The organism is Rhizobium sp. 01N48, assembly GCF_056399145.1.
The window spans coordinates 195,056-220,212 of the sequence record NZ_JBFTQT010000006.1; the positions used below are offsets into that span (position 1 = coordinate 195,056).

General features: G+C 62.0%; 24 protein-coding genes and 1 pseudogene. 16 read left to right on the top strand and 9 right to left on the bottom strand.

Annotation, left to right across the window (positions count from 1 at the left end):
* Positions 1-165: 165 nt before the first annotated feature.
* The 5 genes from AC1DOG_RS14145 (at position 166) to AC1DOG_RS14165 (ending at position 8,535) form a co-directional block, all read left to right on the top strand.
* Positions 166-2,691 (top strand): transglycosylase domain-containing protein, encoded by a 2,526-nt coding sequence (locus AC1DOG_RS14145; protein WP_477928825.1) that lies wholly within the window; start codon positions 166-168, stop codon positions 2,689-2,691.
* 236 nt (positions 2,692-2,927) lie between these two features.
* Positions 2,928-4,844: a molecular chaperone DnaK gene (dnaK, locus tag AC1DOG_RS14150; RefSeq protein ID WP_018899265.1), complete on the top strand. Its 1,917-nt coding sequence runs from the start codon at positions 2,928-2,930 to the stop codon at positions 4,842-4,844.
* 85 nt (positions 4,845-4,929) lie between these two features.
* Positions 4,930-6,057, top strand: a complete 1,128-nt coding sequence (gene dnaJ / locus AC1DOG_RS14155) for a molecular chaperone DnaJ (RefSeq protein WP_018899266.1) — start codon at positions 4,930-4,932, stop codon at positions 6,055-6,057.
* 209 nt (positions 6,058-6,266) lie between these two features.
* Positions 6,267-8,162: a TPR end-of-group domain-containing protein gene (locus tag AC1DOG_RS14160; protein ID WP_477928828.1), complete on the top strand. Its 1,896-nt coding sequence runs from the start codon at positions 6,267-6,269 to the stop codon at positions 8,160-8,162.
* A 169-nt stretch (positions 8,163-8,331) separates the two neighbouring features.
* Positions 8,332-8,535 (top strand): hypothetical protein, encoded by a 204-nt coding sequence (locus tag AC1DOG_RS14165; RefSeq protein ID WP_113198795.1) that lies wholly within the window; start codon positions 8,332-8,334, stop codon positions 8,533-8,535.
* Positions 8,536-8,565: 30 nt separating this feature from the next.
* Here the strand turns inward: AC1DOG_RS14165 and AC1DOG_RS14170 are convergent, their stop codons facing one another.
* Positions 8,566-8,916, bottom strand: a complete 351-nt coding sequence (locus tag AC1DOG_RS14170; protein ID WP_026283144.1) for a helix-turn-helix domain-containing protein — start codon at positions 8,914-8,916, stop codon at positions 8,566-8,568.
* A gap of 332 nt (positions 8,917-9,248) precedes the next feature.
* Between AC1DOG_RS14170 and mbfA the strand changes: the two genes are divergently transcribed.
* The gene (gene mbfA, locus AC1DOG_RS14175; RefSeq protein WP_289728447.1) at positions 9,249-10,232 is read left to right on the top strand and encodes an iron exporter MbfA; all 984 of its coding nucleotides are present in this window, start codon (positions 9,249-9,251) and stop codon (positions 10,230-10,232) included.
* Positions 10,233-10,291: 59 nt separating this feature from the next.
* On the opposite strand, the gene AC1DOG_RS14180 is transcribed toward mbfA, so the two are convergent.
* Positions 10,292-10,891 carry a transglutaminase-like cysteine peptidase gene (locus tag AC1DOG_RS14180; protein WP_477928831.1) on the bottom strand — a complete coding sequence of 200 codons (600 nt, stop codon included), beginning with the start codon at positions 10,889-10,891 and terminating at the stop codon, positions 10,292-10,294.
* 239 nt (positions 10,892-11,130) lie between these two features.
* Positions 11,131-11,931, bottom strand: coding sequence for an alpha/beta hydrolase (locus tag AC1DOG_RS14185; RefSeq protein WP_477928833.1), 801 nt, complete (start codon positions 11,929-11,931; stop codon positions 11,131-11,133).
* 175 nt (positions 11,932-12,106) lie between these two features.
* On the opposite strand from AC1DOG_RS14185, the gene infC reads away from it, so the two are divergent.
* From infC to pheT, 8 genes are all read left to right on the top strand, one after another.
* The gene (gene infC, locus AC1DOG_RS14190) at positions 12,107-12,643 is read left to right on the top strand and encodes a translation initiation factor IF-3 (protein ID WP_113198846.1); all 537 of its coding nucleotides are present in this window, start codon (positions 12,107-12,109) and stop codon (positions 12,641-12,643) included.
* Positions 12,644-12,999: 356 nt separating this feature from the next.
* A complete protein-coding gene (gene rpmI, locus AC1DOG_RS14195) occupies positions 13,000-13,203 on the top strand; it encodes a 50S ribosomal protein L35 (protein ID WP_007813308.1) in 204 nt (67 codons plus the stop codon).
* Positions 13,204-13,241: 38 nt separating this feature from the next.
* Positions 13,242-13,646, top strand: a complete 405-nt coding sequence (gene rplT, locus AC1DOG_RS14200) for a 50S ribosomal protein L20 (protein WP_018899276.1) — start codon at positions 13,242-13,244, stop codon at positions 13,644-13,646.
* Positions 13,647-13,742: 96 nt separating this feature from the next.
* Positions 13,743-14,597, top strand: a complete 855-nt coding sequence (locus tag AC1DOG_RS14205; protein ID WP_477928836.1) for a BUD32 family EKC/KEOPS complex subunit — start codon at positions 13,743-13,745, stop codon at positions 14,595-14,597.
* A 40-nt stretch (positions 14,598-14,637) separates the two neighbouring features.
* Positions 14,638-15,720: a phenylalanine--tRNA ligase subunit alpha gene (pheS, locus tag AC1DOG_RS14210; RefSeq protein ID WP_477928838.1), complete on the top strand. Its 1,083-nt coding sequence runs from the start codon at positions 14,638-14,640 to the stop codon at positions 15,718-15,720.
* Between the two features lie 36 nt (positions 15,721-15,756).
* A complete protein-coding gene (locus AC1DOG_RS14215) occupies positions 15,757-16,038 on the top strand; it encodes a BrnT family toxin (protein ID WP_477928840.1) in 282 nt (93 codons plus the stop codon).
* A complete protein-coding gene (locus AC1DOG_RS14220; RefSeq protein WP_477928842.1) occupies positions 15,989-16,597 on the top strand; it encodes a BrnA antitoxin family protein in 609 nt (202 codons plus the stop codon). Before AC1DOG_RS14215 ends, AC1DOG_RS14220 begins: the two co-directional genes overlap by 50 nt.
* Positions 16,598-16,641: 44 nt before the next feature.
* On the top strand, positions 16,642-19,077 hold the full coding sequence (pheT, locus tag AC1DOG_RS14225) for a phenylalanine--tRNA ligase subunit beta (protein WP_477928844.1): 2,436 nt from the start codon (positions 16,642-16,644) through the stop codon (positions 19,075-19,077).
* 301 nt (positions 19,078-19,378) lie between these two features.
* On the opposite strand, the gene AC1DOG_RS14230 is transcribed toward pheT, so the two are convergent.
* The 3 genes from AC1DOG_RS14230 to AC1DOG_RS14240 form a co-directional block, all read right to left on the bottom strand.
* Positions 19,379-19,738 (bottom strand): nuclear transport factor 2 family protein, encoded by a 360-nt coding sequence (locus AC1DOG_RS14230; protein ID WP_477928846.1) that lies wholly within the window; start codon positions 19,736-19,738, stop codon positions 19,379-19,381.
* 81 nt (positions 19,739-19,819) lie between these two features.
* The gene (locus AC1DOG_RS14235; protein ID WP_018899281.1) at positions 19,820-20,107 is read right to left on the bottom strand and encodes a hypothetical protein; all 288 of its coding nucleotides are present in this window, start codon (positions 20,105-20,107) and stop codon (positions 19,820-19,822) included.
* A gap of 154 nt (positions 20,108-20,261) precedes the next feature.
* Complete coding sequence (locus tag AC1DOG_RS14240) at positions 20,262-21,257, bottom strand: aldo/keto reductase (RefSeq protein ID WP_477928848.1); 996 nt, start codon at positions 21,255-21,257, stop codon at positions 20,262-20,264.
* Between the two features lie 121 nt (positions 21,258-21,378).
* Here AC1DOG_RS14240 and AC1DOG_RS14245 point away from each other — a divergent pair.
* Positions 21,379-22,268 (top strand): annotated as a pseudogene (locus AC1DOG_RS14245) (LysR family transcriptional regulator).
* A 42-nt stretch (positions 22,269-22,310) separates the two neighbouring features.
* On the opposite strand, the gene AC1DOG_RS14250 reads toward AC1DOG_RS14245, so the two are convergent.
* Positions 22,311-22,805: a YciE/YciF ferroxidase family protein gene (locus tag AC1DOG_RS14250; RefSeq protein ID WP_047506830.1), complete on the bottom strand. Its 495-nt coding sequence runs from the start codon at positions 22,803-22,805 to the stop codon at positions 22,311-22,313.
* Positions 22,806-22,955: 150 nt separating this feature from the next.
* Here AC1DOG_RS14250 and AC1DOG_RS14255 point away from each other — a divergent pair, with 150 nt between their 5' ends.
* A complete protein-coding gene (locus tag AC1DOG_RS14255) occupies positions 22,956-23,573 on the top strand; it encodes a hypothetical protein (RefSeq protein WP_477928850.1) in 618 nt (205 codons plus the stop codon).
* On the opposite strand, the gene AC1DOG_RS14260 is transcribed toward AC1DOG_RS14255, so the two are convergent.
* Together AC1DOG_RS14260 and AC1DOG_RS14265 are read right to left on the bottom strand one after the other, a co-directional pair.
* Entirely contained in the window at positions 23,563-24,006 is a 444-nt protein-coding gene (locus AC1DOG_RS14260; RefSeq protein ID WP_477928852.1) for an N-acetyltransferase family protein, read from the bottom strand. The two genes, AC1DOG_RS14255 and AC1DOG_RS14260, sit on opposite strands and share 11 nt — an antisense overlap.
* Positions 24,007-24,017: 11 nt before the next feature.
* A complete protein-coding gene (locus AC1DOG_RS14265) occupies positions 24,018-24,968 on the bottom strand; it encodes an aldo/keto reductase (protein WP_112944816.1) in 951 nt (316 codons plus the stop codon).
* Positions 24,969-25,157: the final 189 nt, after the last annotated feature.

Consider the following 25,157-nt stretch of genomic DNA (forward strand, 5'->3'; position numbering starts at 1 on the left):
GCTAACGAGGTCTTAACTCCCCCTTAAATCGCCGCATTTAAAGTTCAACCGGGTAAAGATGCGGCCAGCGTGATGCGGCCGCCGCACCCATCGGGCTTGTAGCCGGTGGATTGCGGGTTGGGGCAAACCTCGGTTTGCGATTGAAGCGAGGTTCAGCGGGCGTAAATGGCAGGCAGGGGCAGATCAGGCGATAGAATCGAACCATCCTTCAGCGGTCGCGAGCGCCGCGACGATGGCGATGATTTCGCGCTCGGCGCCGATGACCGCGTCGCCGGCGGCGGACGCGCCGTCAAGCGCACGGCGCAGAAGTCCGCCCCACGCCGCGAACCGCCCGCAAGGCGCGAACCCGATTCCGCCCGTTATGAAGATGATTACGACGACGAGCCGCGCTACCGCGAGCCGACGCGCCGCCGCAATGGCGGTGGTGGTAACGATGGCAGGGGCGGCAAGCGCCGGCGGCCGGAGCGCGAGGGGCTCGGCTTCTTCGGCCTCATCCGCCGCATGGTCTACTGGTGCATCGTGCTCGGCATATGGGTCGGCATCGGCGTAACCGGCCTGGTCGTCTATTACGGCTCGCGCATGCCGAGCGCCAGCAGCTGGGAAATTCCCGCCCGTCCGCCCAACGTCAAGATCACCTCGGTCGATGGCAGCGTGATTGCCAATCGCGGCGCCACGGGCGGCGAAGCCTTGGCGCTGGAAGACATGTCGCCGTATATTCCCGAAGCGATCGTCGCCATCGAGGACCGGCGTTTCTATTCGCATTATGGCGTCGATCCGCTCGGCCTCGCCCGCGCCTTCGTCACCAACCTGACCTCGGGCCACATGGTCCAGGGCGGCTCGACGCTGACGCAGCAGCTCGCCAAGAACCTCTTCCTCTCGCCCGACCGCACTTTAGAGCGCAAGGTCCAGGAAGTGCTGCTCTCCTTCTGGCTCGAGCAGAAATACACCAAGGACCAGATCCTTGCGATGTACCTGAACCGCGTCTTCTTCGGCTCCAATGCCTATGGTGTGGAAGCCGCCTCGCGGCGCTATTTCAACAAGTCGGCACGCGATGTGAACCTCGGCGAGGCCGCACTGCTGGCCGGTCTCGTCAAGGCGCCGTCGCGCCTGTCGCCGGCGCGTGATCCGCAGGCCGCAAACGACCGCGCCCAGGTGGTGCTGCAGGCCATGCGCGACCAGGGCATGATCTCCGACGACGAGGTCAAGACCGCGATGTCGCAGACGCCAGCCAAGGCCAAGCGCTATTGGGATGGCGCCGGTCACTATGTGGCCGACATGGTCATGGACGAGCTTCCGGCGCTGATCGGCGACGTCAAGGAAGACATCGTCGTCGACACCACCATCGACAAGACGCTGGAAAAGCGCGCCGAACAGTCGTTGAACGACGTGCTCGGCAAGGACGGCGCCAAGCTCGATGCCTCGCAGGCGGCCCTCGTCTCGGTCGACGGCACCGGCGCGATCCGCGCGCTTGTCGGCGGCCGCGATTATGCCGACAGCCAGTTCAACCGCGCGGTCAAGGCCAAGCGCCAGCCGGGCTCCTCCTTCAAGCCCTTCGTCTATGCGGCGGCGCTCGAAAAGGGTCTGACGCCGTTCTCCGTCTTCAACGACGCGCCGATCCGCATCGGCGACTGGACGCCTGAGAATTACGAGAAGAAGTACAATGGCGAGGTCACGCTTGCGACAGCGCTTGCGAAATCGCTGAACACGGTCGCCGCCCAGCTGGTCATGTATGACGGCCCCGATCAGGTCATCAAGCTCGCCCACCGCCTCGGCATCGAGAGCGAGCTGCAGTCCAACGCCTCGATCGCGCTCGGCACCTCGGAAGTGTCGCTGACGGAGCTGACCGGCGCCTACGCCGCCTTCATGAATGGCGGCTACAAGGCGACGCCGCATGTCATCCGCCGCGTGACCACAGCCGATGGCAGCAAGGTTCTCTACGAAAACACCTATGACAACCCGCCGCGCGTTCTCTCCGAGGCGGTCGCCGCCAACATGAACGCGATGATGATCGGCGTCGTCGAGCAGGGAACGGGCAAGGCCGCGAAGATCCCCGGCTGGCAGGTCGCCGGCAAGAGCGGAACGACGCAGAACTCCCGCGACGCTCTCTTCGTCGGCTTCACCAGCAATCTCACGACGGGCGTCTGGTTCGGCAACGACGACGGCAAGCCGATGAAGAAGGTCACCGGCGGTGGTCTCCCGGCCAAGGCTTGGCAGGAATTCATGGTCGCCGCCCACAAGGGCCTGTCTCCGGCGCCGCTCTTCGGCAACGGCCAGTTCGTCAATCCGGCAGCACCCGTCGATAACGGCCAGCCAATGGCGTCCAACGATCCGAACATGCAGGGCGGTATGCCCAACGATATGCCCAATGATATGCAAGGCAACATGACCGGCTCGACCGGCGGCATGCAGCCGCCCGTGGAGGAGCAGGGCACCATCGGCAGCATCATTTCGGGCGTCTTCGGTGGCGGCGGCAACGACCAGCGGAGCCAGTATCCGCAGGCGCCGGTGCGTCGCGGCGGCCAGCAGCAGCCTCCGGTTTATGGCGGCCCAGTACCACCTGCCGATGTCGCTCAGGACGAGGGTTACGGCTATGGAAATGCGCTGCCGCCGGGCGATGTCGGGGGTGGTCCGCAGCACCAGCCGTACCAGCCGCGCCGCACCACGCTTCTCGACCTGATCATGGGTGAGTAAACGCTTTGCCGCGCAACAAAAAACGTGCCTTCGGGCGCGCGGCGAAAATTAATTGCTGTTGGCTTCTTTTGCTGGTTTTCAGGACATTTCCCGCCTTGCAGTCGCGAAAACCCGTCCTTATATACGCCGCATCACCGCAATCACGATTGCGTCAAACACAGAGACCCATCCCGTAAGGGGCTGTCATCGAAATGCCTTCCCGGGGTTCAGACAGCTTGCTTCAAGGAGTAAATGACATGGCAAAAGTAATTGGTATCGACCTCGGAACGACAAATTCCTGCGTCGCTGTCATGGACGGCAAGGACGCAAAGGTCATCGAGAACGCCGAAGGTGCGCGCACCACGCCTTCGATCGTTGCATTTTCCGAAGATGGCGAACGCCTCGTCGGTCAGCCGGCCAAGCGCCAGGCAGTCACCAACCCCACGGACACGCTGTTCGCAGTGAAGCGCCTCATCGGCCGCCGCTACGACGATCCGACGGTTGAAAAGGACAAGGGCCTCGTTCCCTTCGAGATCACCAAGGGTGACAATGGCGACGCATGGGTCAAGGCCCGCGGCACCGGCTATTCGCCTGCCCAGATCTCCGCGATGATCCTTCAGAAGATGAAGGAAACCGCTGAATCCTACCTCGGTGAAAAGGTCGAAAAGGCCGTCATCACCGTTCCCGCATACTTCAACGACGCACAGCGCCAGGCAACCAAGGATGCCGGCCGTATCGCTGGTCTCGAAGTTCTCCGCATCATCAACGAGCCGACGGCGGCAGCCCTTGCCTACGGTCTCGACAAGAAGGACGGCAAGACGATCGCCGTTTACGACTTGGGTGGCGGTACCTTCGATATCTCGATCCTCGAAATCGGCGACGGCGTCTTCGAAGTGAAGTCCACCAACGGCGATACCTTCCTCGGCGGTGAAGACTTCGACATGCGTCTCGTCGAATACCTCGTTGCCGAGTTCAAGAAGGACAACGGCATCGACCTCAAGGGCGACAAGCTTGCTCTGCAGCGCCTCAAGGAAGCTGCCGAAAAGGCCAAGATCGAACTGTCTTCGTCGCAGCAGACCGAAATCAACCTGCCGTTCATCACGGCCGATGCAACCGGTCCGAAGCACCTGACGCTGAAACTGACCCGCGCCAAGCTCGAAAGCCTGGTCGACGATCTCGTCCAGCGCACCATCGCGCCGTGCAAGGCAGCCCTCAAGGATGCCGGCGTCACCCCTGCCGAGATCGACGAAGTCGTTCTGGTCGGCGGCATGAGCCGCATGCCGAAGGTGCAGGAAGTCGTCAAGCAGCTGTTCGGCAAGGAGCCGCACAAGGGCGTCAACCCGGATGAAGTCGTCGCTCTCGGCGCTGCCATCCAGGCCGGCGTTCTCCAGGGCGACGTCAAGGACGTTCTGCTTCTCGACGTAACCCCGCTGTCTCTCGGCATCGAAACGCTGGGTGGCGTCTTCACCCGTCTGATCGAGCGTAACACCACGATCCCGACGAAGAAGTCGCAGACCTTCTCGACCGCCGACGACAACCAGTCCGCCGTCACCATCCGCGTTTCGCAGGGCGAGCGCGAAATGGCCCAGGACAACAAGCTGCTCGGCCAGTTCGACCTCGTTGGCCTGCCGCCGGCACCGCGTGGCGTTCCGCAGATCGAAGTCACCTTCGATATCGACGCCAACGGCATCGTGCAGGTTTCGGCCAAGGACAAGGGCACCGGCAAGGAACAGCAGATCCGCATCCAGGCCTCTGGTGGTCTCTCCGACGCCGACATCGAAAAGATGGTCAAGGACGCCGAAGCCAATGCTGAAGCCGACAAGAAGCGTCGCGAAGGCGTTGAAGCCAAGAACCAGGCCGAAAGCCTGATCCACTCCAGCGAGAAGTCGCTGAAGGATTACGGCGACAAGGTCACCGAGGCCGATCGCACCGCGATCTCCGACGCGATTGCCGCTCTGAAGACCTCCGTCGAGGCAACCGAGCCGGACGCCGAGGACATCAAGGCGAAGACCCAGACCCTCATGGAAGTGTCCATGAAGCTCGGTCAGGCGATCTACGAAGCGCAGCAGGCTGAAGGTGGCGCGGAAGACGCTTCCGCCGAAGCCGGCGATGACAATGTCGTCGATGCCGACTACGAAGAAGTCAAGGACGACGACCGCAAGAAGTCCGCGTAAGCGGCTCGCAACGGTCACGTTTGAAACTGACATTCCGGCTGCTCACCATGGCAGCCGGAAATCCATTTCCGGGGTCTGATCCTTAATGGCAAAAGCCGATTTTTACGAAACGCTGGGTGTCGCCAAGACGGCTGACGAAAAAGAGCTGAAGAGCGCTTTCCGCAAGCTGGCGATGAAATACCATCCGGACAAGAATCCCGATGATCATACCGCCGAGCAGAAGTTCAAGGAAATCAACGAAGCCTACGAGACGCTGAAGGACCCGCAGAAGCGCGCGGCCTATGACCGCTACGGTCACGCGGCCTTCGAACATGGCGGCATGGGCGGCGGTGGCGGCGGTTTCGCCGGCGGCGGCTTCTCCGATATCTTCGAGGACATTTTCGGCGAGATGATGGGCGGCGGCCGTGCAAGGCAGCGCTCGTCCGGCGGTCGCGAACGCGGCGCCGATCTTCGCTACAACATGGAAATTTCGCTGGAGGAATCCTTCTCCGGCAAGACGGCGCAGATCCGGGTTCCGACCTCGATCACTTGCGACGTCTGTTCCGGCTCCGGCGCCAAGCCCGGCACCCAGCCGAAGACCTGCGGCACCTGCCAGGGCTCCGGCCGCGTGCGCGCCGCACAGGGCTTCTTCTCCGTCGAGCGCACCTGCCCGACCTGCCATGGCCGCGGCCAGATCATTCCCGATCCCTGCACCAAGTGCCACGGCCAGGGCCGCGTCACGGAAGAGCGTTCGCTCTCGGTCAACATTCCGGCCGGTATTGAAGACGGCACCCGCATCCGCCTGCAGGGCGAGGGCGAGGCCGGCATGCGTGGCGGCCCGGCGGGCGATCTTTATATCTTCCTGTCGGTCAAGCCGCACGAGTTCTACCAGCGCGATGGAGCCGATCTCTACTGCGCCATCCCGATCTCGATGACGACGGCTGCCCTTGGCGGCACCTTCGATGTGGCCACACTCGACGGCACCAAGTCGCGCGTCACGGTTCCCGAGGGCACCCAGGCCGGCAAGCAGTTCCGCCTGAAGGGCAAGGGAATGCCGGTGCTGCGCTCCAGCCAGACCGGTGATCTCTACATCCAGATCCAGATCGAGACGCCGCAGAAGCTCTCCAAGCGCCAGCGCGAGCTGCTGCAGGAGTTCGAGGAGCTGTCGTCGAAGGAGAATAATCCGGAATCGACCGGCTTCTTCGCCCGCATGAAGGAATTCTTCGAGGGTTGATTTAAGATACTCAGTAAAAATTCAGGGGCCCGGTTGTTCGCAACCGGGCTTTTCTATTTTTGCATAGGGATAAACATATCTTTTGTGGTCGAAGAGACTCGACAATTCTATTGCTAGTCTCTTTATTAGGTTTGTTGCATTCTTCCTGTATTGGGCCTCGAAAAGGGTCTAGACTTGCATTCCCTTTGGTAGCCTGTCCCGAGGTTGATTTGGAACGCCGTCTCGCAGCTATTCTCGCAGTGGATATTGTTGGCTACAGCCGAATGATGGGTGCCGATGAGCGGGGGACCTTGGATGCGGTCAAACTCTGCCGCAGCGAGGTCATCGATCCCAGGATCGCCAATGCCCGCGGCCGTGTGGTCAAGCACACCGGCGATGGCATGCTCGTGGAGTTCTCCAGCATCGTCAACGCGGTGTCCTGCGCCAACGACGTGCAGCAGGCGATGGCGGCGCGCAACACGGCGCTTCCCGAAGAGCGGCGCATCGAATTCCGCATGGGCATCCACCTCGGCGACGTCATCGTAGAGGACAACGACATCTTCGGCGATGGCGTCAATGTCGCGGCCCGGCTGGAGGCGATCTGCGCGCCCGGCGGCGTGGCGATCTCGGCGTCCGCCCGCGACCACGTCGGCAGCCGGCTCGATCTGTCTTTCCAGGATCTCGGCCTCTTCACGCTGAAAAACATCGAGCAGCCCGTGCAGGTCTACGCCATCTCGGCAAAGCGCGCTCTGCCGCTGAAGGTCAATGCGGCGGCACTGGCGGCGGCCAAGGAGAAGCAGAAGCCGCTGGTCGCGGTGCTGCCCTTCTCCAACATGAGCGGCGATCCCGAGCAGGAATATTTCTCCGACGGCATCACCGAGGACATCATCACGGATCTGTCGAAGATCTCCAATCTCTACGTCGTCGCCCGCAACACCGCCTTCACCTACAAGGGCAAGTCGGTGCAGGTGAAGCAGGCGGCAGCCGAGCTCGGCGTCCACTTCGTGCTGCAGGGCAGTGTGCGCAAGGCCGGCCAGCGGGTGCGCATCACCGGCCAGCTGATCGATGCGCGCAACGGCGCCCATCTCTGGGCCGACCGCTTCGATCGCGACCTGACCGATATCTTCGCCGTGCAGGATGAGATCACCCACGCGATCGTCGACCAATTGAAGATCAAGCTGCTGCCGGAAGAGCAGGAAGCGATCGCCGCCGCGCCGACCACCAATGTCGAGGCCTACACCTATTATCTGCGCGGCCGGCAGTTCTCGCATTCCTGGACCCGGCACTATCTGCTGATGGCGCGCCGCATGTTCGCGACGGCGGTCGCGCTCGATCCGAATTACGCCCAGGCCTATGCGGGTATCGCCGATTGCGAATCGACACTGCGCGACTGGCATGCCGGCGAATACACGCTGAAGGGCATTCTGGAGCTTACCGCCAAGGCGCTAGCGCTCGACCCCAATCTCGCCGAGGCGCACGCCTCGCGCGGGCTGGCGCTGCACCAGGACGGCCGCGACGGCGAGGCGCTGGTGGAGTTCGAAAAGGCGCTGGCGCTGGAGCCCGATCTCTACGAGGCGAACTTCCACTACGGCCGCTTCCTGTTCATGCAGGGCAAGTTCGAAGGCGCCATCACCTTCTTCACCCGCGCCAGCGAAATCCGGCCGGACGATTATCTCTCGCCGATCCATCTGACGAGTGCCTGCCGCTCGCTGGGGCTGTCGCGCGAAAGCGAGCACTGGGCGAGGGTCGGGCTGGAGCGCGCCGAGCGGGCGCTGGAGCTACATCCCGAAAACGCCGGCCCCGCGCATCGCGGCGCGCTGGCGCTCGCCCATATGGGCCGCTTCGACGAGGCGCGCGAATGGGTCAAGCGCGCCCAGCTGATCGATCCCGATGATATCGTCGCGCAGTACAATGTCGCCTGCGTCCACGCGCTGATCGGCGAATGCGACAAGGCGCTCGATATCCTCGAGGCGCTGCTGCCGCAATCATCCTGCTACCAGATCCTATGGTTCAGCAATGATTCCGACCTCGATGCGGTGCGCGGCCATCCGCGCTTCCAGGCGATGCTCGACGCCATCGCCGCCTGCACCTTCCATCAGGACGGGTTCCGGGTCGCGTCGGAATAACGTGCAGGTAGAGTACGTCAGCGCGGACGCCTCATTCTGAGACAGCGGTTCGCAGTCGCAATATTCGCGTTAACGCAAGCAATGAAAGCCGCTATGCAGCGATCGCGAATATATTCAATATGCTCGAAGGGGAATACACACACTCACTCACACACCGAGAGCAACTTCCATGACGGTAGCCGCTTTGTCCATGCATGCTGATGATGTCGATGTACTCGCGGGCGCGCTGTACACCTGGTGCGCGGAGCGCAATATCAAGCTCCTGAGCCAGCAGGGCCTGTCGATCGCCAGCGTTGCGATCGATCTCTACCATGCCGGTCATCAGACGCAGGACCAGCTGCTGGTCGCTCTGCACGACTGCGATTTTCACTAACCGCTCGCGCGGTCACGTCACGCCGAAATCTCAGGCGTAGACGTCTTCACCCGACATCAGCGTCACGATGGTCATGACGGCTTCCTTGCCGGCGGTCGATCGCAGCTTGTCGTAGGTCACGGCAAGCTCGTAGGCCTCGGCGCTGAGGCCCGGCCGTGACGTCGTATCCGCACCCTCAAACAGCGCCGAAATATCGACGCCGAGAAAAACCGCGATCTGGTGCAGCTTGCTCGCCGAAACGCGGTTGGTGCCCTTCTCGTATTTCTGGATCTGCTGAAACGTCAGCCCGAGCGCCTCTCCAAGTTCCAGCTGGGAGATGCGTCGCTTGGCGCGCAACGTCCTGACGTTCTGGCCGACAATAATATCCACCGGATCTGGCACTTTGATAGTTCCCGTTCATTTCATTAAATTTATCTGAACACTATGCCGAGGTTTTTAAATATCTCAACCCGAGAGTTGCAAATTTCAACCAGCTTTTAGGCTGATTTTTAGGCTATTTTTGTAAATAAAGAAGATGAAATATACCTGGGCGTGCATAAAATACATGAAACTAGTTTACGGGTGTGCTTGCGGTTACTGCGGGGAGCTGTTTTTCGCTTTCGCTAGACATGGCCGCTCGGCGGAACATGCACATCACCCGCAAGCGGCCGCTCCGCGGGCTTGACCGCCGCATGTGCGAGGCGTATTTTAGAATTATTCTAAAAGAGGCCAGCATGCTCAAACGTATTTTCAGATCACCCAAGCGTTCTTTCGACAGCCTGTCCGAGCAGGAGATCCTGGCGCTCGCCATCGGCTCCGAGGAGGACGACGCGCGCATCTATTTCGCCTATGCCGACCGCCTGCGCAATGATTATCCGGCTTCGGCCAAGGTTTTCGAGGAGATGGCGGAAGTCGAAAACACCCACCGAAATTCGCTGATCACGCTCTACCGTCAGCGCTTCGGCGAGCGCATCACGCTGATCCGCCGCGAGCATGTCGAGGGCTTCTACGAGCGCAAGCCGGACTGGCTGCGCGCCAACCTGTCGCTTGAGAAAATCCGCCAGGAAGCGGAAGCCATGGAAAACCAGGCCTACCGCTTCTACATCGAGGCCGCCGGCCGCGTCAGCGATGCCTCGACACGGCAGTTGCTCGGCGATCTGGCACTGGCAGAGCAGGGGCATGAGGACATCACCCGCATGCTCGGCGACAAGCACACGCCGGAAGACGTGCGCAAGGAAGAGGACCAGAAGAACCGCCGGCAATTCGTGCTGACCTATGTTCAGCCCGGCCTCGCCGGCCTGATGGATGGCTCCGTCTCGACGCTCGCCCCGATCTTCGCCGCGGCCTTTGCGACGCAGGATACCTGGCAGACCTTCCTTGTCGGCCTCTCGGCCTCCGTAGGCGCCGGCATCTCGATGGGCTTCACCGAAGCCGCCCATGACGATGGCAAGATCTCCGGCCGCGGCTCCCCCATCAAGCGCGGACTCTCTTGTGGCGTCATGACGGCGCTCGGCGGCCTCGGCCACACGCTCCCCTACCTGATATCGGATTTCTGGACGGCCACCACGCTGGCGGTCATCATCGCCATCTTCGAACTCTGGGCCATCGCCTTCATCCAGAACCGCTTCATGGAAACCCCGTTCCTCCGCGCCGCCTTCCAGGTCGTCGTCGGCGGCGGGCTGGTGCTTGGGGCGGGGATATTGATCGGGAGTGGTTGACCCGAAAACGAAAATGGCCGGCGCAAGCCGGCCATTGAACATTTCGGTTTTCGATAATCCTACTTCAGCGCGCCGACCAGAACGTCGCGGCCATTCTCGATGGTGACCCAACGGCCGGCATTGGCGCTCGACTGGCGCTTGATGAAGGAATATGGGGTGTCGAACCAGGGCTTCACGGTGGAGGCCAGGTTGTCGAGGACGAAATCGCCCTTGGTGGTGCGCAGCGTCAGGATCGCGTGACCCTCGCCGTCAGGCTTGCGCACGACGGTCATCAAAAGGTTGGCGGCGGAGAAGCCGCGCTGGATCAGGATGCGGCGCTTCAGGAGCGCATAGTCCTCGCAGTCGCCGGCGGTCGTCGGGTAAGCCCAGACTTCTTCCTTGCCGTAGACTTCCATGTCGGTCATCGGGATGATCGTGGTGTTGACGCTTGAATTGACCGAACGGACGAGAGCCCACTTGGTGTCGGTCATTTCCATGGCGGCGACGTTGCGGTTCGGGCCGCATTCTTCGCGATGCGACTGGCAAAACTCGTAATGGCCGATCGGCTGCGACGTCGTGGCGCCGACGACCATGGAAAGAGTGTTGGTCGATGCCGGCGTAGCCGAGGTCGACATTGCAAACATGGCCATCATGGCCACCAGGAAACCCTTGATCCGCACGCCCACTGTTCCTTGCATCGCCCTTGATTTATTAACAAAAAGTTAACGGAGAGGGCCGCTTGGAGTCAATCACTACTTCTGAGGAGGGGGTGAGAAGCGGTCAATATGGTTAAAATGCGTTAGGATTTGGCACAAGGCGTGGCGCCGCGCGCGCTCGTTGCGCGCAGCGAAATGTCGCCAACGCATTGAAATAAATTCAGATTTTTCGGCAGGCGCGACGCGGTTGCGCCATCAACGGCTTAGCTGACGAACGACTTGACCGCCGCAAGCATGCGCTCGATGTCCTGTGGACGCGACAGGCGGTGGTCGCCATCACGAATAAATGTCAGCACCACATCGTCGGCGGGAAGGTGCTCGATCAGCGTCATCGCATGCGTGTAGGGCACGTCGGGATCCTTCATGCCCTGCAGGATGTGAACCGGGCATCCGGTCTCGATCATCCCGGTCAGGACCCGGTTGTCGCGGCCGTCCTCGATCAGCGCGCGGGTATAGATATTGGGCTCGGGGCTATATTCCGAATGCTCCTCGAAGAAGCCGCGCTCGGCGAGCGATGTCTTCTCTTTCTCGGTGAGGTTCGGCTCGATCAGCACCTCGGTGAAATCCGGCGCCGGCGCGATCAGCACCATACCCTCGAGTTTCGGCGCACCGTCTCTTGCGGCCAGCTCCTGCGCCATCCTGAGCGCGATCCAGCCGCCCATCGAGGACCCGACGACCACGATGCGTTCCGGCTTCAGATGAAGCACGACGGCCAGCGCCTCCTCGAGCCAGCGCGAAATCGTGCCGTCGCGGAATTCGCCGCCGGAGATCCCGTGGCCGGAGTAATCGAGGCGGATGCAGTCAAGCCCGGTCTCTTCAGCCATGCGATCGAGCTCGACGGCCTTGCTGCCGCTCATGTCGGAGCGGTATCCGGATAGCCAGACCAGCGTCGGGCCCGTTTTGTCGCCGGCAGCCGGGCGGGCGATATAGGCGATCTCTCGCGCAGCCAGCCCTTCGCCGACGGTCAGAAATTGGTGCTGAGGGGCGATATTGGCGTCGGACATGGCGAAACTCCTTTGTTTCGGCCTATAAAACAGATTCTTGACAGGCTGACAGCAGGTGATTTTTCCGCTAAAGCGTGCTAATGACTTCGTTGCAGCGATGGCGAAACACGGTCGTCTTCCTTATATAGAGGCGATCCGCTGCAGCAATCCGAAACAACGCGAGGAGAATACGACCATTCGCAGACCGTTTAAGAACGACGCGCCCGTAAAGGATGGGCCGCGCTCGAACAGGGAAATTCGCATTCCCAAAGTTCAGCTGATCGACGCTGAAGGACAGAATTTGGGCGTCGTGGCGACCGACCAGGCCCTGAGAATGGCTGAAGAAGCCGGACTCGACCTCGTTGAGATTTCCCCCAACGCCGAACCGCCTGTGTGCAAGATCCTGGATCTGGGTAAGCTGAAATACTCCAACCAGAAGAAGGCCGCCGAGGCGCGCAAGAAGCAGAAAATCGTCGAAGTCAAAGAAATCAAGATGCGTCCGAACATCGACACGCATGACTATGACGTGAAGATGAAGGCGATGGGCCGCTTCTTCGAAGAAGGCGACAAGGTCAAGGTGACCCTGAAGTTCCGCGGCCGCGAAATGGCCCACCAGGAACTCGGCATGAAGCTCCTGCAGCAGGTCAAGGCCGACACGCTGGAATATGCCAAGGTCGAAGCCGAGCCCAAGCTCGAAGGTCGCCAGATGATGATGGTGCTCGCGCCCAAATAAGGCGCGTCGCCACCGTTCGTATCAAAGCCGTCCGCGAGGGCGGCTTTTGTATTTCTGCCCTGGTATAAAGGGCAATCGACGCCCGAGGAGCAGGGTCCGAAGCGGCTTCGGAAGATTCCTTCCTCGCCCCGTTGCACTTTCATGACACTGCGGTTATAAGCGCGCGTCCGAACTGACCGGCAGGGCATGCCGTGGCAGTTTCGAATGCTTGCGGCACGGTTCGTCACCGTGACCGCAGATCAACAACAAACGCTCCCGCACTTGTTGCGACGACCGGGCAACCGGGCATCGTAAGAAGGCTTCTTTTGAAGCCGTCTCTTTAGGCCAAGTGGGGGGATCAGAAACGGAGTAGCAAAATGCCCAAGATGAAGACGAAGTCCTCCGCCAAGAAGCGGTTCAAGATCACCGCGACCGGCAAGGTCAAGGCTGCCGCTGCTGGCAAGCGCCATGGCATGATCAAGCGTTCCAACAAGTTCATTCGCGATGCACGTGGCACCATGGTTCTGGCAGAACCGGATGGCCGCAAGGTCGTGAAGAATTACCTGCCGAACGGTCTCTAAGACTATTCCGCGAACGTATAGATTAAGGAGATCATGATATGGCACGTGTAAAGAGAGGCGTTACCGCCCACGCCAAGCACAAGAAGGTTCTGAAGCAGGCCAAGGGCTTCTACGGCCGCCGCAAGAACACCATCCGCGCCGCCAAGGCTGCTGTCGATCGTTCGAAGCAGTACGCTTACCGCGACCGCAAGATCAACAAGCGTAACTTCCGCGCACTCTGGATCCAGCGTATCAACGCTGCTGTCCGCGAATTCGGCCTGACCTACGGCCGCTTCATCGACGGCCTGAACAAGGCTGGCATCGAAGTTGACCGTAAGGTTCTCTCCGACATGGCGATCCATGAGCCGGAAGCATTCGGTGCGCTCGTTGCTGCCTCCAAGAAGGCACTCGAGTACCTGAAGGACGCTGGCACGAAGAACGAGTTTGAAGCAGCCGTCAACTAAGCCGGCGCTATTCGAACCTTCGCTTCGATGATTTGAAACCCGCGCTGGCAAGGCTTGCGCGGGTTTCTTCGTTTTACCGGGATAGGGACGCCTGAAGTGGCGAACGATCAAGATTTGGCCAACGATCTGAGACACCCGACGACGGACCGCGATCTGCTTGCCGAAAGCGGGCTGGGCGAGGAGGACGTTCCGGTTCTGCTCGCGGCCCTGTTGCGCGGCTCCAAGCGCGTCGAGCGTGTTGCGCTGTCTGGCGGCGCTGTCTGGATCAAGCGTTACGGCACCGAGCGCGCCTCGCGCTGGATGGTGCTGCAGCGCATGCTCGCCAATCTCATCCGCGCGCCCTTCCTGCGCCCATCGCCGCTTCTGGCCGACGAGGGCATGGCGGCGCGCGAAATCCGCCGCATCGCCCAGTTTTCAGCCCTAGACGTGCCGACCGCCCGCGTCATCTATTCCTCGGGTGCCGCCGTCGTCTTCAGCGATGCCGGCGAGACCGTCGATCGCCAGCTCTATCACGTGCTGAACAACGATCCGGTCGCCCATGACAACATGCTCGTCCATTGCGCCGGAGAACTCGGACGGCTGCATGCAAAGGGCCTGTGCCATGGCCGCCCCTATCCGCGCGACATGTTTTTGAAGGACGGCCGCGTCGGTTTCATGGATTTCGAGGAAGAGCCAGACCGGGTGATGCCGCTTGAGGTCGCCCAGGCACGCGATATCTGGCTGCTCTTTTTGCAGGTCGCGACCCGCGCCAAGCTTGGCGGCGAAACCCACGACCGGGCCTACAAGGCCTGGGCCGAGGTGGCGCCACCGGCGGCCGTTGCCGAACTGCGCAAGCTTACCGGCTTCCTCGGCGGCTTTTTGTCGGCTGCCCGGTTGATTGGCCGCGTACACATGGGTAGTGATCTGCGACGTTTCATCGTGGCGACCAGCTATCTGAAGCATGTTTCGTGAAGTGTCCCTCAAAGACTGGACGCCCTGAAGGCAGGAAAAGATGACCGAACTCGCAACCCTGGAAAAGCAACTCCTGTCCGATGTCGCGGCCGCCGCCGATGAACCGGCGATCGAAGCCGTGCGCGTCGCGGCCCTCGGCAAGAAGGGGTCGGTTTCCGAACTCCTGAAGACGCTGGGCTCGATGACGCCTGAAGAGCGCCAGACCCGCGGCGCCCAGATCAACGCGCTGAAGACGGTGGTGACCGACGCGATCAATGCCCGCAAGGCTGATCTCAAGAAGGCTGCGATCGATGCGCGCCTGAAGGCCGAGACCGTCGACGTGTCGCTGCCGGTCCGCTCCTCGCCCGCCGAGCGCGGCCGCATCCATCCGATCAGCCAGATCGTCGACGAGATCACCGCGATCTTCGCCGACATGGGCTTCTCGATCGCCGAAGGTCCCGATGTCGAGACCGACTATTATAACTTCACGGCGCTGAATTTCCCCGAGGGTCACCCGGCCCGCGAGATGCACGACACCTTCTTTTTCAATCCGGATGAGAACGGCGAGCGCAAGGTGCTGCGCACGCACACCTCGCCGGTTCAGGTGCGCACCATGGAAGCGCAGAAGCCGCCGATCCGCATCATCATCCCCGGCAAGACCTACCGCCAGGATAGCGACGCGACGCACTCGCCGATGTTCCACCAGGTCGAAGGCCTCGTCGTCGACAAGAAGGCCAATGTCGCCAACATCCGCTGGGTGCTGGAAGAGTTCTGCAAGACCTTCTTCGAGGTCGACAGCGTCACCATGCGCTTCCGCCCGTCCTTCTTCCCCTTTACGGAACCGTCCTTCGAGGTCGACATCCAGTGCGACCGCTCCGGCCCGATCGTCAAGTTCGGCGAAGGCACCGACTGGATGGAGATTCTGGGCTGCGGCATGGTGCACCCGAACGTGCTGCGCGCGGGTGGTCTTGATCCCGACGAGTACCAGGGCTTTGCCTGGGGCATGGGCCTCGACCGCATCGCCATGCTGAAATACGGCATGCCCGACCTGCGCGACTTCTTCAACGCCGACGTCCGCTGGATGACCCACTACAGCTTCCGCCCACTCGACATGCCGACGCTGTTCGGCGGGTTGAGCAGCTGAGTTTATTGTGGCCACAAATAACTGAGTGTGCTAGAAATGGAGCTGGAGTGGGACGAAGATAAACGTCAGCTAACCCTCCAGCACCGAGGACTGGACTTCGCCGACGTCGAACGCTTCGATCCCGAAAGCATCGTCACGGTACCTGATCTCAGAGCAGACTATGGAGAGGATCGTTTCAACTCCTATGGACGGCTTGATGGCACACTCTGCTGTTTTTGCTGGACGCCGAGAGAGGGCCGGGTTCGAGTTATATCGCTGAGGAAGATGAATGACCGCGAACAGAAGATTTACGAAGAGCGACGGGGCGGCGAACGATAGTTCGCTTCCGACGCTCGACGATGTCCGAAAGGGTCTGATCTCACTCGACGAATATGAGATCGCCCACGGCGAGGATGTGCCCGCTTTCGGGGATGGTGGCGATGCCCCGATCCTGTCGCTGCGGGAAACGCCGGAGCTTGGTGCGGTCTTGGAGAGGGCGCGCGGCAAACGCGGTCCGCAAAAGGCGCCGGTGAAGGAACGCATCGGTTTGAGGCTCGACAAGGACGTGGTCGATTACTTCCGCAGCACGGGACCCGGCTGGCAAGGCCGCATCAATGACGCGCTGCATGCGCTGGGGCCGGCTGACGAGGAACAGCGCCCGGTGGCCGCTCGTTGCGACGACGAGTTCCTCTATGTCGTGCTGGCGGATGGCAGGCAGATCAGGACGCCGCTCTGGTGGTATCCCTTCCTGGCCGAGGCACCCTCCGAAGCGCGCGCCGAGGTCGAACTGCAATTTTCCGGCGTCTGGTGGCCGGGTCTGGACGAAGGCGTCTCCGTCAAGGGGCTGCTTCTCGGCTGGAAAGCCCCCGGCGCCAGGGCGCCTGGTCGTGCAGCCTGAACAATCTGAACTTTTTCGATGATTTTTGAGACGAGAACAACACAATGAAATTCACGCTTTCCTGGCTCAAGGATCATCTTGAGACCGACGCCACACTGGATGAAATCTGCAAGCGCCTGACCGAGATCGGCCTCGAGGTCGAGGATGTCGACGACAAGGCGGCCTACAAGCCCTTCGTCATCGCCCGCGTGCTTTCGGCTGAGAAGCATCCGGAAGCCGATCGCCTGAAGGTGCTGTCGGTCGATGCCGGCCCTGATATCAACGGCGGCAAGCCGTTGCAGATCGTCTGCGGTGCGCCGAATGCGCGTGCCGGCCTGGTCGGTGCGCTGGCGCGGCCGGGCGATTATGTGCCGGGTATCGATGTCACGCTCGGCGTCGGCAAGATCCGCGGTGTCGAAAGCCACGGCATGATGTGCTCCGAAAAGGAGCTCAACATGTCCGACAGCCATGACGGCATCATCGACTTGCCCGAGGATGCGCCGGTCGGTACCTCGTTTGCGGCCTACGCCCATCTCGACGATCCTGTCATCGAGATCAACCTGACGCCGAACCGTCCGGATTGCACCTCGATCTACGGCATCGCCCGCGATCTGGCCGCTTCCGGCCTCGGCACGCTGAAGACGCGCCCCGCGCCATCCTTCGCTGTCGAAGGTGAAACGCCGGTCAAGCTGACGCTCGATTTCGATAACGACAAGCTCTGCCCGGGCTTCGGCCTGCGTCTCGTGCGCGGCGTCAAGAACGGCCCGAGCCCCAAGTGGGTGCAGCAGCGCCTGACGGCGATCGGTCTGCGTCCGATCAACGCGCTCGTCGACATCACCAACTACATGACCTTCGACCAGGGTCGCCCGATGCACGTCTTCGACGCCGCCAAGGTGAAGGGCAACCTCACCGTTCGCCGCGCGAGGGATGGCGAGACGGTATTGGCGCTAGACCAGCGCGAATACAAGCTCGGCCCGAACAACGTCGTCATCGCTGACGAAAATGGCATCGAGTCGATCGGCGGCATCATGGGCGGCGAGCACTCCGGCTGCGACGAGAACACCACCGACGTCTTGATCGAATCGGCGCTGTGGGATCCGATGAACATCGCCAAGTCCGGCCGCGGCCTCGGCATCATCACCGATGCCCGCTATCGCTTCGAGCGCGGCGTCGACCCGGAATACATGGTCCCCGGCCTCGAGCGCACCACGGAGTTGGTGCTCGAATTCTGCGGCGGTACCGCCGCCAAGGCCGAGATCGTTGGCTACAAGGGCTACGAGCCCAAGATCGTCGACTTCCCCTTCTCGGAAGTGAAGCGTCTGACGGGCCTGGAAGTCTCCACCGAAGAGAGCGTCGAGATCCTGACGCGCCTCGGCTTCAAGGTCAGCGGCTCGGGCGAGCGCGTTTCCGTCGCCGTTCCCTCCTGGCGTCCCGATGTCGATGGCAAGGCAGATCTCGTCGAAGAGGTCATGCGCATCCACGGCGTCGACAACATCAAGCCGGCGCCGCTGGAAAGCCACACCGAAGTCAACGGCCGCATCCTGACGACGCTGCAGATCCGCACCCGCACCGCCAAGCGCGCGCTTGCCTCGCGCGGCATGTTGGAAGCCGTCACCTGGTCCTTCATTTCGGAAGATCAGGCGAAGCTCTTCGGCGGTGGTTCGCCGGCTCTGAAGCTCGCCAACCCGATCGCAGCCGAAATGTCCGACATGCGCCCCTCGCTGCTGCCTGGTCTCCTGACGGCTGCCCAGCGCAATGCCGACAAGGGCTATGGCGACGTCGCGATCTTCGAAGTTTCCGGCACCTATGAGAACGACAGGCCGGAAGGCCAGCGTCGCGTTGCCGGCGGCATCCGTCGCGGCACCGCCTCGATGGCGGGCTCCGGCCGCATGTGGTCGAATGCATCCAAGGGCGGCGGCAAGCCGGTCGACGTCTTCGACGCCAAGGCCGATGCGCTTGCCGTGATCGAGGCCTGCGGCCTGCCGATGACCAACATCCAGGTCGAGCAGGGCGGTCCCGAATGGTACCACCCCGGCCGCTCCGGCACCATCAAGATGGGCCCGAAGGTCGTGCTCGGCTATTTCGGCGAGTTCCACCCCTCGACGCTGGAAGCGCTCGACGTCTCCGGCGCGCTCGCGGGCTTCGAGGTCTATCTCGACGCCATGCCCGAGCCGAAGAAGAAGGCGACCCGCACCAAGCCGGCGCTGGAGCTCTCGCAGTTCCAGGCCGTCAAGCGCGACTTCGCCTTCGTCGTCGACAAGGCGGTCGAAGCCGGCGCCATCATCAAGGCCGCGACCGGTGCCGACCGCAAGCTGGTCGCCGGTGTCAACGTCTTCGATATCTTCGAGGGCGCCTCGGTCGGCGAGGGCAAGAAGTCGGTCGCCATCGAGGTGCAAATCCAGCCGGTCGAGCGCACGCTGACCGACGAGGATTTCGAAGCCCTGACGCAGAAGATCGTCGCCAGCGTCACCAAGGTCACCGGCGGCGTCCTGCGGGGTTGATAGATAGGGGCTGCGGCCTCGGCCTCTGGTGCGGGCAGGCTACGGCCCTACGGCCGCCGCCCTCATTGGTTTAGCGCTGGTCGCGCCCCACTCTCCCTCATCCTCGCCCTTGTGGCGGGGATCCAGCAGCCGCGCGTCGGCGCGGCGCAGAGACTCTTTCCTTGATATGAAAAGCAGTCATTCACGGCGCAGACGCGCCGTGGCTGGATTCCTGTCACAAGGACAGGAATGAGGGAGGAGAGTGGGCTGTGGCGGAACGCGATAGCAGATCTGCCGAGGCCAACACCCCACCACCACCCCATCAAAGGTGCAGATAATAAACCTTATTCACAATCGTCCATCGCCCCTCGATCTTCAGCATCGAGAGATAATCGGTGAAACGCATGCCGGCGAAGTCGTCGCTGACCTTGACGCTGGCGGCATCGCCGATAACATCAAGGGTCTGGATGTCCATGTGCGGCTGCGTGCCTGGCGGGGCGGAGCCCTCGGCCACGATGGCGGCGATGAACTCATCGCGGGTCGACCATTCGACCGCGCTCTCATAATGCCCGATGACAGCGCATTTCGGATGAAACGCCTTGCGCAGCGCTGCCTCGTTGGCGAAGGTCATGCCTTCGACATAGAGATGCACGACTGCCTCTATCGCCTGCCGGTCCGTCATGGTCCGTACCTCGATCATATCGATGGTGAAGTATAGCGCGGAGCGGGCAACGCGCAAAGTCGTTGCTGGGCTGGGCCTACTTTAATGCGTGGATGGGTAGAGCGTGGCCAGGGCGGTGCCGATCAGTTCCTCGGCATAGGCCTGCGCGGTCGATGAGGCGTTGTCGGAGAGACCCATCTCGTCGCATTTGTTGCCGACGGCCTCGCGGATGAGATGCAGGATACCCCGCCCCATCTTCCCGCCATCCTCGCCGGATGTGTCCAGAACCAGCGCCAGCGAGGTCATCGCCACCACTTCAAGCACGAGCATGCGTCCTCTTATGTCGGACAGGCCTGGATCGGCCGGCCCTTTGTCCTTGGCATCTGGCATGGGGTTCCCTTCCTCTCAACGGAAAGTTTACCTAGTGCTAATATTCGCGAGGAGAAGACCCAAAGTTGAACAAAACCAAATCTCTTTCCTTATCTGTGGTTGGCCCGCCCCGCTGATCTCGCAGGGCCGGCCCAACCTGTCAGAGGTTGTTCTCTCAGAGATTGGTCATCGCCAGCGATGCCTCGGAGTAGCGCTTGCCGGCGATCTCCTCGAGCGGCATGATTGCGCTAAGCTCCGCGAGCTCTGTAGCCGAGAGCGCGATATCGGCGGCGGCGGCGTTTTGCTCGAGATGGTTGACCTTGCGGGCGCCGGGGATCGGCACGATGTCCTCGCCCTGATGCAGAACCCAGGCGAGCGCCAGCTGCGCCGTGGTCACGCCCTTGTCTTTCGCCAGCGCTTCGAGCTTGGCCACAAGGGCCGCATTGACATCGAAATTGTCCGCCTGGAAGCGCGGCAGCTGGCTGCGGAAATCGTCGGCACCGAGATCATCAGGCTTGCGGATCGCCCCCGTCAGGAAGCCGCGACCGAGCGGGCTGTAGGGCACGAAGCCGATCTTGAGCTCCCGGCAGGTAGCAAGCACGTCATGCTCGGGATCGCGCGACCAGAGCGAATATTCGCTCTGCACGGCCGCGATCGGATGCACCGCATGCGCCCGCCGGATCGTGGCGCTACCGGCTTCTGACAGGCCCAGCGCCCGCACCTTGCCCTCGCGCACCAGCTCGGCCATGGCGCCGACGGTCTCCTCGATCGGGACGTTGGGATCGACGCGGTGCTGGTAATAGAGGTCGATGACATCGGTGCCGAGCCGCCTCAGCGACGCTTCCGCCACGCGCTTCACATTCTCCGGCCGGCTGTCGACGCCCGTCAGCGCCGCCGCGCCGGATTTCGAAGGATCGAACTTGAAGCCGAACTTGGTGGCGATGACGACGCGGTCGCGCACCGGCTTCAGGGCGCTGCCAAGCAGCTGCTCATTGGTGTAGGGGCCGTACATTTCGGCCGTGTCGAAGAAGGTGATGCCGAGATCGACGGCGCGGTGAAGCGTGCGGATCGATTCATTCTCGTCGCTGGCGCCATAAGCAAAGCTCATGCCCATGCAGCCGAGGCCGACGGCGGAGACTTGAAGGTCCTGTCCGAGTGTGCGGGTTTTCATGTCTGGCTCCCTTCGAGCGAATAGTGAGGCCGCGTTCGAGCGGCACCAGGCAAACCTAGCGCGCCGAAAGCTTTCAAAAAATACGTGCAATGCGGCACAGGCTGTTCTAACAAATAGATCAATGAACAGGACTCAGCTCGCCCAACTCGCCGTTCTCGCCACTGTTGCCGAGCGCCGCAGCTTCCGCGCCGCCGCCAAGGAACTGGAGATCGCGCCCTCGGCCGTCAGCCACGCCGTCTCTAGCCTCGAGGAGAGCCTGGGCATCCGGCTTCTGGCGCGCACGACGCGCAGCGTCGCGCCGACGGAGGAGGGGAGACTGCTGTTGCAGCGGCTGAAGCCGGCGCTGGAGGAGATCGGCGTCGCGCTCGAAGCTGTCAGCGAGGCGGGAGGAAGGCCGGCCGGCACGCTGCGGGTGACCGCACCGCGCTTCGCCTCCGATATCCTGCTCGCGCCCCGCCTCGGCGAATTCCTCAACCGCTACCCCGATATCACGCTCGAAATCGCCAACGAGGATGGCTTCATCGACATCGTCCGCGAAGGCTTCGACGCCGGCATCCGGCTGGAAGAGAGCCTTGAGGCCGACATGATCGCCGTGCGCGCCTCGCCGAATCTCACGACCGTGATCGCCGCTTCGCCGGATTATTTCAAACGCCACCCCAAGCCGCTGCATCCCTCCGATCTCGTCAATCACCGTGCATCAAGCGGCGCTTCACCAACGGCACGATCTATCGCTGGGAGTTCGAGAAGGATGGCCGCGAACTGGTCGTGCCTGTCGATGGCCCGCTGATCGTCAGTGAGGACAGGCTGGCGCTGATCGCGGCGCTGAACGGCGTCGGTCTCGCCTATCTCTTCGACCTGCGCGTCGAGGATGAGCTTGCAAGCGGCAAGCTGGTGCGGGTGCTGGAGGATTGGTGCGCGCCCTATCCGGGCCCCTTCATCTATTATCCAAGCCGCCGCCAGATGCGCCCGGCCTTGCGCGCCTTAATCGATTTCTTCCGCTACACGGGCTGAGGCGGGAGCGGCCGGTCGCGGCGCTCCCACCTGCGCCACCGGTCAGGCCGCGGCCTTCTGGTTGGCCGCCGAGGTGGCGAGCTTCGACAAGGTCTTGTCGGTGGCCGCTTCCTCCTGCAGCGTCTGGTCGAGCAGTGTCACCACGTCCTTCTTGCCGAGCGTCTGCGCCCAGGTCTTCAGCGTTCCGTAGCGGGCCATCTCGTAGTGCTCGACGGCCTGCGCCGAGGAGATCAGCCCGGCATCGATAGCCGGCGAACCCTTGAATTCCTCGATGATCTCTTCGCCTTCCGCGATGATCCCCTGGATCGCTTCGCAGGTCTTGCCCTGCGCCCGCTTGCCGATCAGCTCGAACACCTGCTGCAGCCGGTCGACATGGCCTTCCGTCTGTTCCTTGTGCGTCATGAATCCGGCTTTCAGCTCTTCCGATTGCGCCGCGCGCGCCATCTTCGGCAGAGCCTTGAGGATCTGCTTTTCCGCGTAGTAGATGTCCTTGAGCGTATCGTAGAACAGATCGTCGAGGTTCTTTTCCTTTGCCATGTCCCTTGTCCTTTGTCCCTGGCTCGTGGAAGCCGCGTCATGCGGCTTCGCAGAGAGAAGCTGGACGAAGGCTAATGGTTCCGATCATTTCGGGTGGCCATTTGCGGCCGATGCTGCAAACTTGCCGTTTGCAGGGCAGGGAGGCCGCTTATGAAAAAGCCGGGATCGATGAAAGCATTGGAGGATCTGGGCCGGGCGAGGCTGTCGAAGAATTTCTTCCTGCGCGATTTCCTGCATTCCGAGATCGCCGATTTCTATCGCATCCCGAATATTCCCGAGGATCCGGATCTCGCCATCGAGACCGGCAGGAGACTGTGCGAGGAACTGCTGGAACCCTTGCAGGAAACCTTCGGCCGCCTGCACATCCGCTCCGGCTACCGCTCGCCCGAGGTCAACCGCTTCGGTAACCAGAACAAGCTCAACTGCTCCACCAACGCCGCAACCGCCGCCCACCACATCTGGGACATGCGTGACGCCGATGGCTACATGGGTGCTGCGGCCTGCGTCGTTGTTCCCTGGGTGGTCGATCGCTATCACGCGCTCGAGGACTGGCAGCGGCTCGCCTGGTGGATCCACGACCATCTGCCCTACGCCTCGCTCTGCTTCTTCCCGAAATTATGGGCCTTCAACATCCAGTGGCACGAGCGCCCGCGCCGGGTGATCCAGAGCTATGTCAGCCCGCGCGGCATCTTGACCAAGCCGGGGATGGAGAATTGGGAGGGCGATCATTCTGGATGGTACGTGGGGTTTCCGCCGCTCAAAAATTGATGCGGTAGCGGATATGGCCGTCGCTTTCGACGTAGCTGTCGTAGAGCGAGCGGGCGCGTTCATTGCTCTCGCTGGTATGCCAGTAGAGCCGCGACCAGCCTTGCGTCTTGCAGAGCACCACGAGATCGTCGAGCAGCGCCCGGCCAATCCCCATTCCGCGCGCGGCGTTATCGACATAGAGATCTTCCAGATAGCAGTCCTTGCCCATGATCCAGGTGCCTTCATGGGTGAGATAGAGCGCAAAGCCCATCAGCGTCCCATCCACCTCGGCCACGCGCATGCCGATGGATGACGCCGGATCGAAGACCCGGCGCCACGTATTGTCGGTAATCTCTGGCGCGACCGTGACCGCGTAGAACGCCAGATAGCCATCCCAAAGCGCACGCCAGCGCGCTTCGTCGTCGGGTCTCGCGTCTCGTATCGTCACGGTCATCGCCATCTCCCCTAGGCGCCAGCCTTGTCGAGCAGCGCCATCGCCTCGTCGCTGAGCGCAAGCGTTGCCGATTTCGTCAGGCTGTCGAGCTGCGACAGGCTGGTGGCGCTGGCGATCGGGGCGGTGACGCCCTTTTTGCGCAGGAGCCAGGCAAGCGCGATCTCGGCGGGCTTGGCGCCGGTCTCGGTGGCGACGGTGTCGAGCGCCGCAAGGATCTTCAAGCCCTTGTCGTCGAGATAGCCGGCTGCCTTGCCGCCGCGCGCCTTGCCTTCGGTATCGGCCTTGCTGCGGTACTTGCCCGACAGGAAGCCGGCCGCGAGGCTGAAATAGGTGATGACGCCGATATCCTCCTTCACGCAGAGATCGGCCAGTGGTCCCTCGAAGGGGGCGCGGTCGTAGAGATTGTATTCCGGCTGGATCACGTCATAGCGCGGCAGGCCGGCCTTCTCGGCGGCGTCGAAGGAGGCCTGCAGCTGCGTGGCGTCGAGGTTGGAGCAGCCGATCGCGCGGATCTTGCCCTGCTGCTTCAGCTTGGCGAAGGCGCCGAGCGTCTCTTCATAGGGCGTCTCGGCATCCGGCCAGTGCGAGAGGTAGAGGTCGATATAATCGGTCTGCAGCCGCTTCAGCGACGCCTCGACTGCTTCGAGGATGTACTGCTCCTTCAGCCCCTTCTTGCCGGGACCCATCTCGGAGCCGACCTTGGTGATGATCACGGCCTTGTCACGGGCGACCTTGTTCTGCTTCAGCCATTTGCCGATGATCTCTTCGCTATCGCCGCCCTTGTTGCCCGGCACCCAGGCCGAATAGACGTCGGCCGTGTCGATGGTGTTGAAGCCGGCGTCGAAGAAGGCGTCGAGGATGTTGAAAGAGGTTTTCTCGTCGGCCGTCCAGCCAAACACATTACCGCCGAACACGATCGGCGCGACCGAAAGGCCAGTTTTTCCAAGGCGACGCAATTCCATGAGATACTCCTGAAATCTTCAATCTGGTGAAATTCGGACCGCGGCAGGACGCCGCTGCGATGTAACCTAGTGCGCATCAGGGCGGATGAAAACCTGCATCGCGGCCAGCGCCGCGAATTGTGATCGCGCCATTGCGCCGCAGCCCGGCCGTCTCTAATCTCCCCTCAAAATCAATTAAGGAGAGGAAAT

Excerpts from the sequence above, each read along its gene's own strand:
- AC1DOG_RS14145 (WP_477928825.1), top strand. The coding sequence starts at position 166 with ATGGCAGGCAGGGGCAGATCAGGCGATAGAATCGAACCATCCTTCAGC.
- dnaK (WP_018899265.1), top strand. The coding sequence starts at position 2,928 with ATGGCAAAAGTAATTGGTATCGACCTCGGAACGACAAATTCCTGCGTC.
- dnaJ (WP_018899266.1), top strand. The coding sequence starts at position 4,930 with ATGGCAAAAGCCGATTTTTACGAAACGCTGGGTGTCGCCAAGACGGCT.
- AC1DOG_RS14165 (WP_113198795.1), top strand. The coding sequence starts at position 8,332 with ATGACGGTAGCCGCTTTGTCCATGCATGCTGATGATGTCGATGTACTC.
- mbfA (WP_289728447.1), top strand. The coding sequence starts at position 9,249 with ATGCTCAAACGTATTTTCAGATCACCCAAGCGTTCTTTCGACAGCCTG.
- AC1DOG_RS14185 (WP_477928833.1), bottom strand. The coding sequence starts at position 11,931 with ATGTCCGACGCCAATATCGCCCCTCAGCACCAATTTCTGACCGTCGGC.
- rpmI (WP_007813308.1), top strand. The coding sequence starts at position 13,000 with ATGCCCAAGATGAAGACGAAGTCCTCCGCCAAGAAGCGGTTCAAGATC.
- rplT (WP_018899276.1), top strand. The coding sequence starts at position 13,242 with ATGGCACGTGTAAAGAGAGGCGTTACCGCCCACGCCAAGCACAAGAAG.
- pheS (WP_477928838.1), top strand. The coding sequence starts at position 14,638 with ATGACCGAACTCGCAACCCTGGAAAAGCAACTCCTGTCCGATGTCGCG.
- AC1DOG_RS14215 (WP_477928840.1), top strand. The coding sequence starts at position 15,757 with ATGGAGCTGGAGTGGGACGAAGATAAACGTCAGCTAACCCTCCAGCAC.
- AC1DOG_RS14220 (WP_477928842.1), top strand. The coding sequence starts at position 15,989 with ATGACCGCGAACAGAAGATTTACGAAGAGCGACGGGGCGGCGAACGAT.
- pheT (WP_477928844.1), top strand. The coding sequence starts at position 16,642 with ATGAAATTCACGCTTTCCTGGCTCAAGGATCATCTTGAGACCGACGCC.
- AC1DOG_RS14230 (WP_477928846.1), bottom strand. The coding sequence starts at position 19,738 with ATGACGGACCGGCAGGCGATAGAGGCAGTCGTGCATCTCTATGTCGAA.
- AC1DOG_RS14235 (WP_018899281.1), bottom strand. The coding sequence starts at position 20,107 with ATGCCAGATGCCAAGGACAAAGGGCCGGCCGATCCAGGCCTGTCCGAC.
- AC1DOG_RS14240 (WP_477928848.1), bottom strand. The coding sequence starts at position 21,257 with ATGAAAACCCGCACACTCGGACAGGACCTTCAAGTCTCCGCCGTCGGC.
- AC1DOG_RS14250 (WP_047506830.1), bottom strand. The coding sequence starts at position 22,805 with ATGGCAAAGGAAAAGAACCTCGACGATCTGTTCTACGATACGCTCAAG.
- AC1DOG_RS14255 (WP_477928850.1), top strand. The coding sequence starts at position 22,956 with ATGAAAAAGCCGGGATCGATGAAAGCATTGGAGGATCTGGGCCGGGCG.
- AC1DOG_RS14260 (WP_477928852.1), bottom strand. The coding sequence starts at position 24,006 with ATGACCGTGACGATACGAGACGCGAGACCCGACGACGAAGCGCGCTGG.
- AC1DOG_RS14265 (WP_112944816.1), bottom strand. The coding sequence starts at position 24,968 with ATGGAATTGCGTCGCCTTGGAAAAACTGGCCTTTCGGTCGCGCCGATC.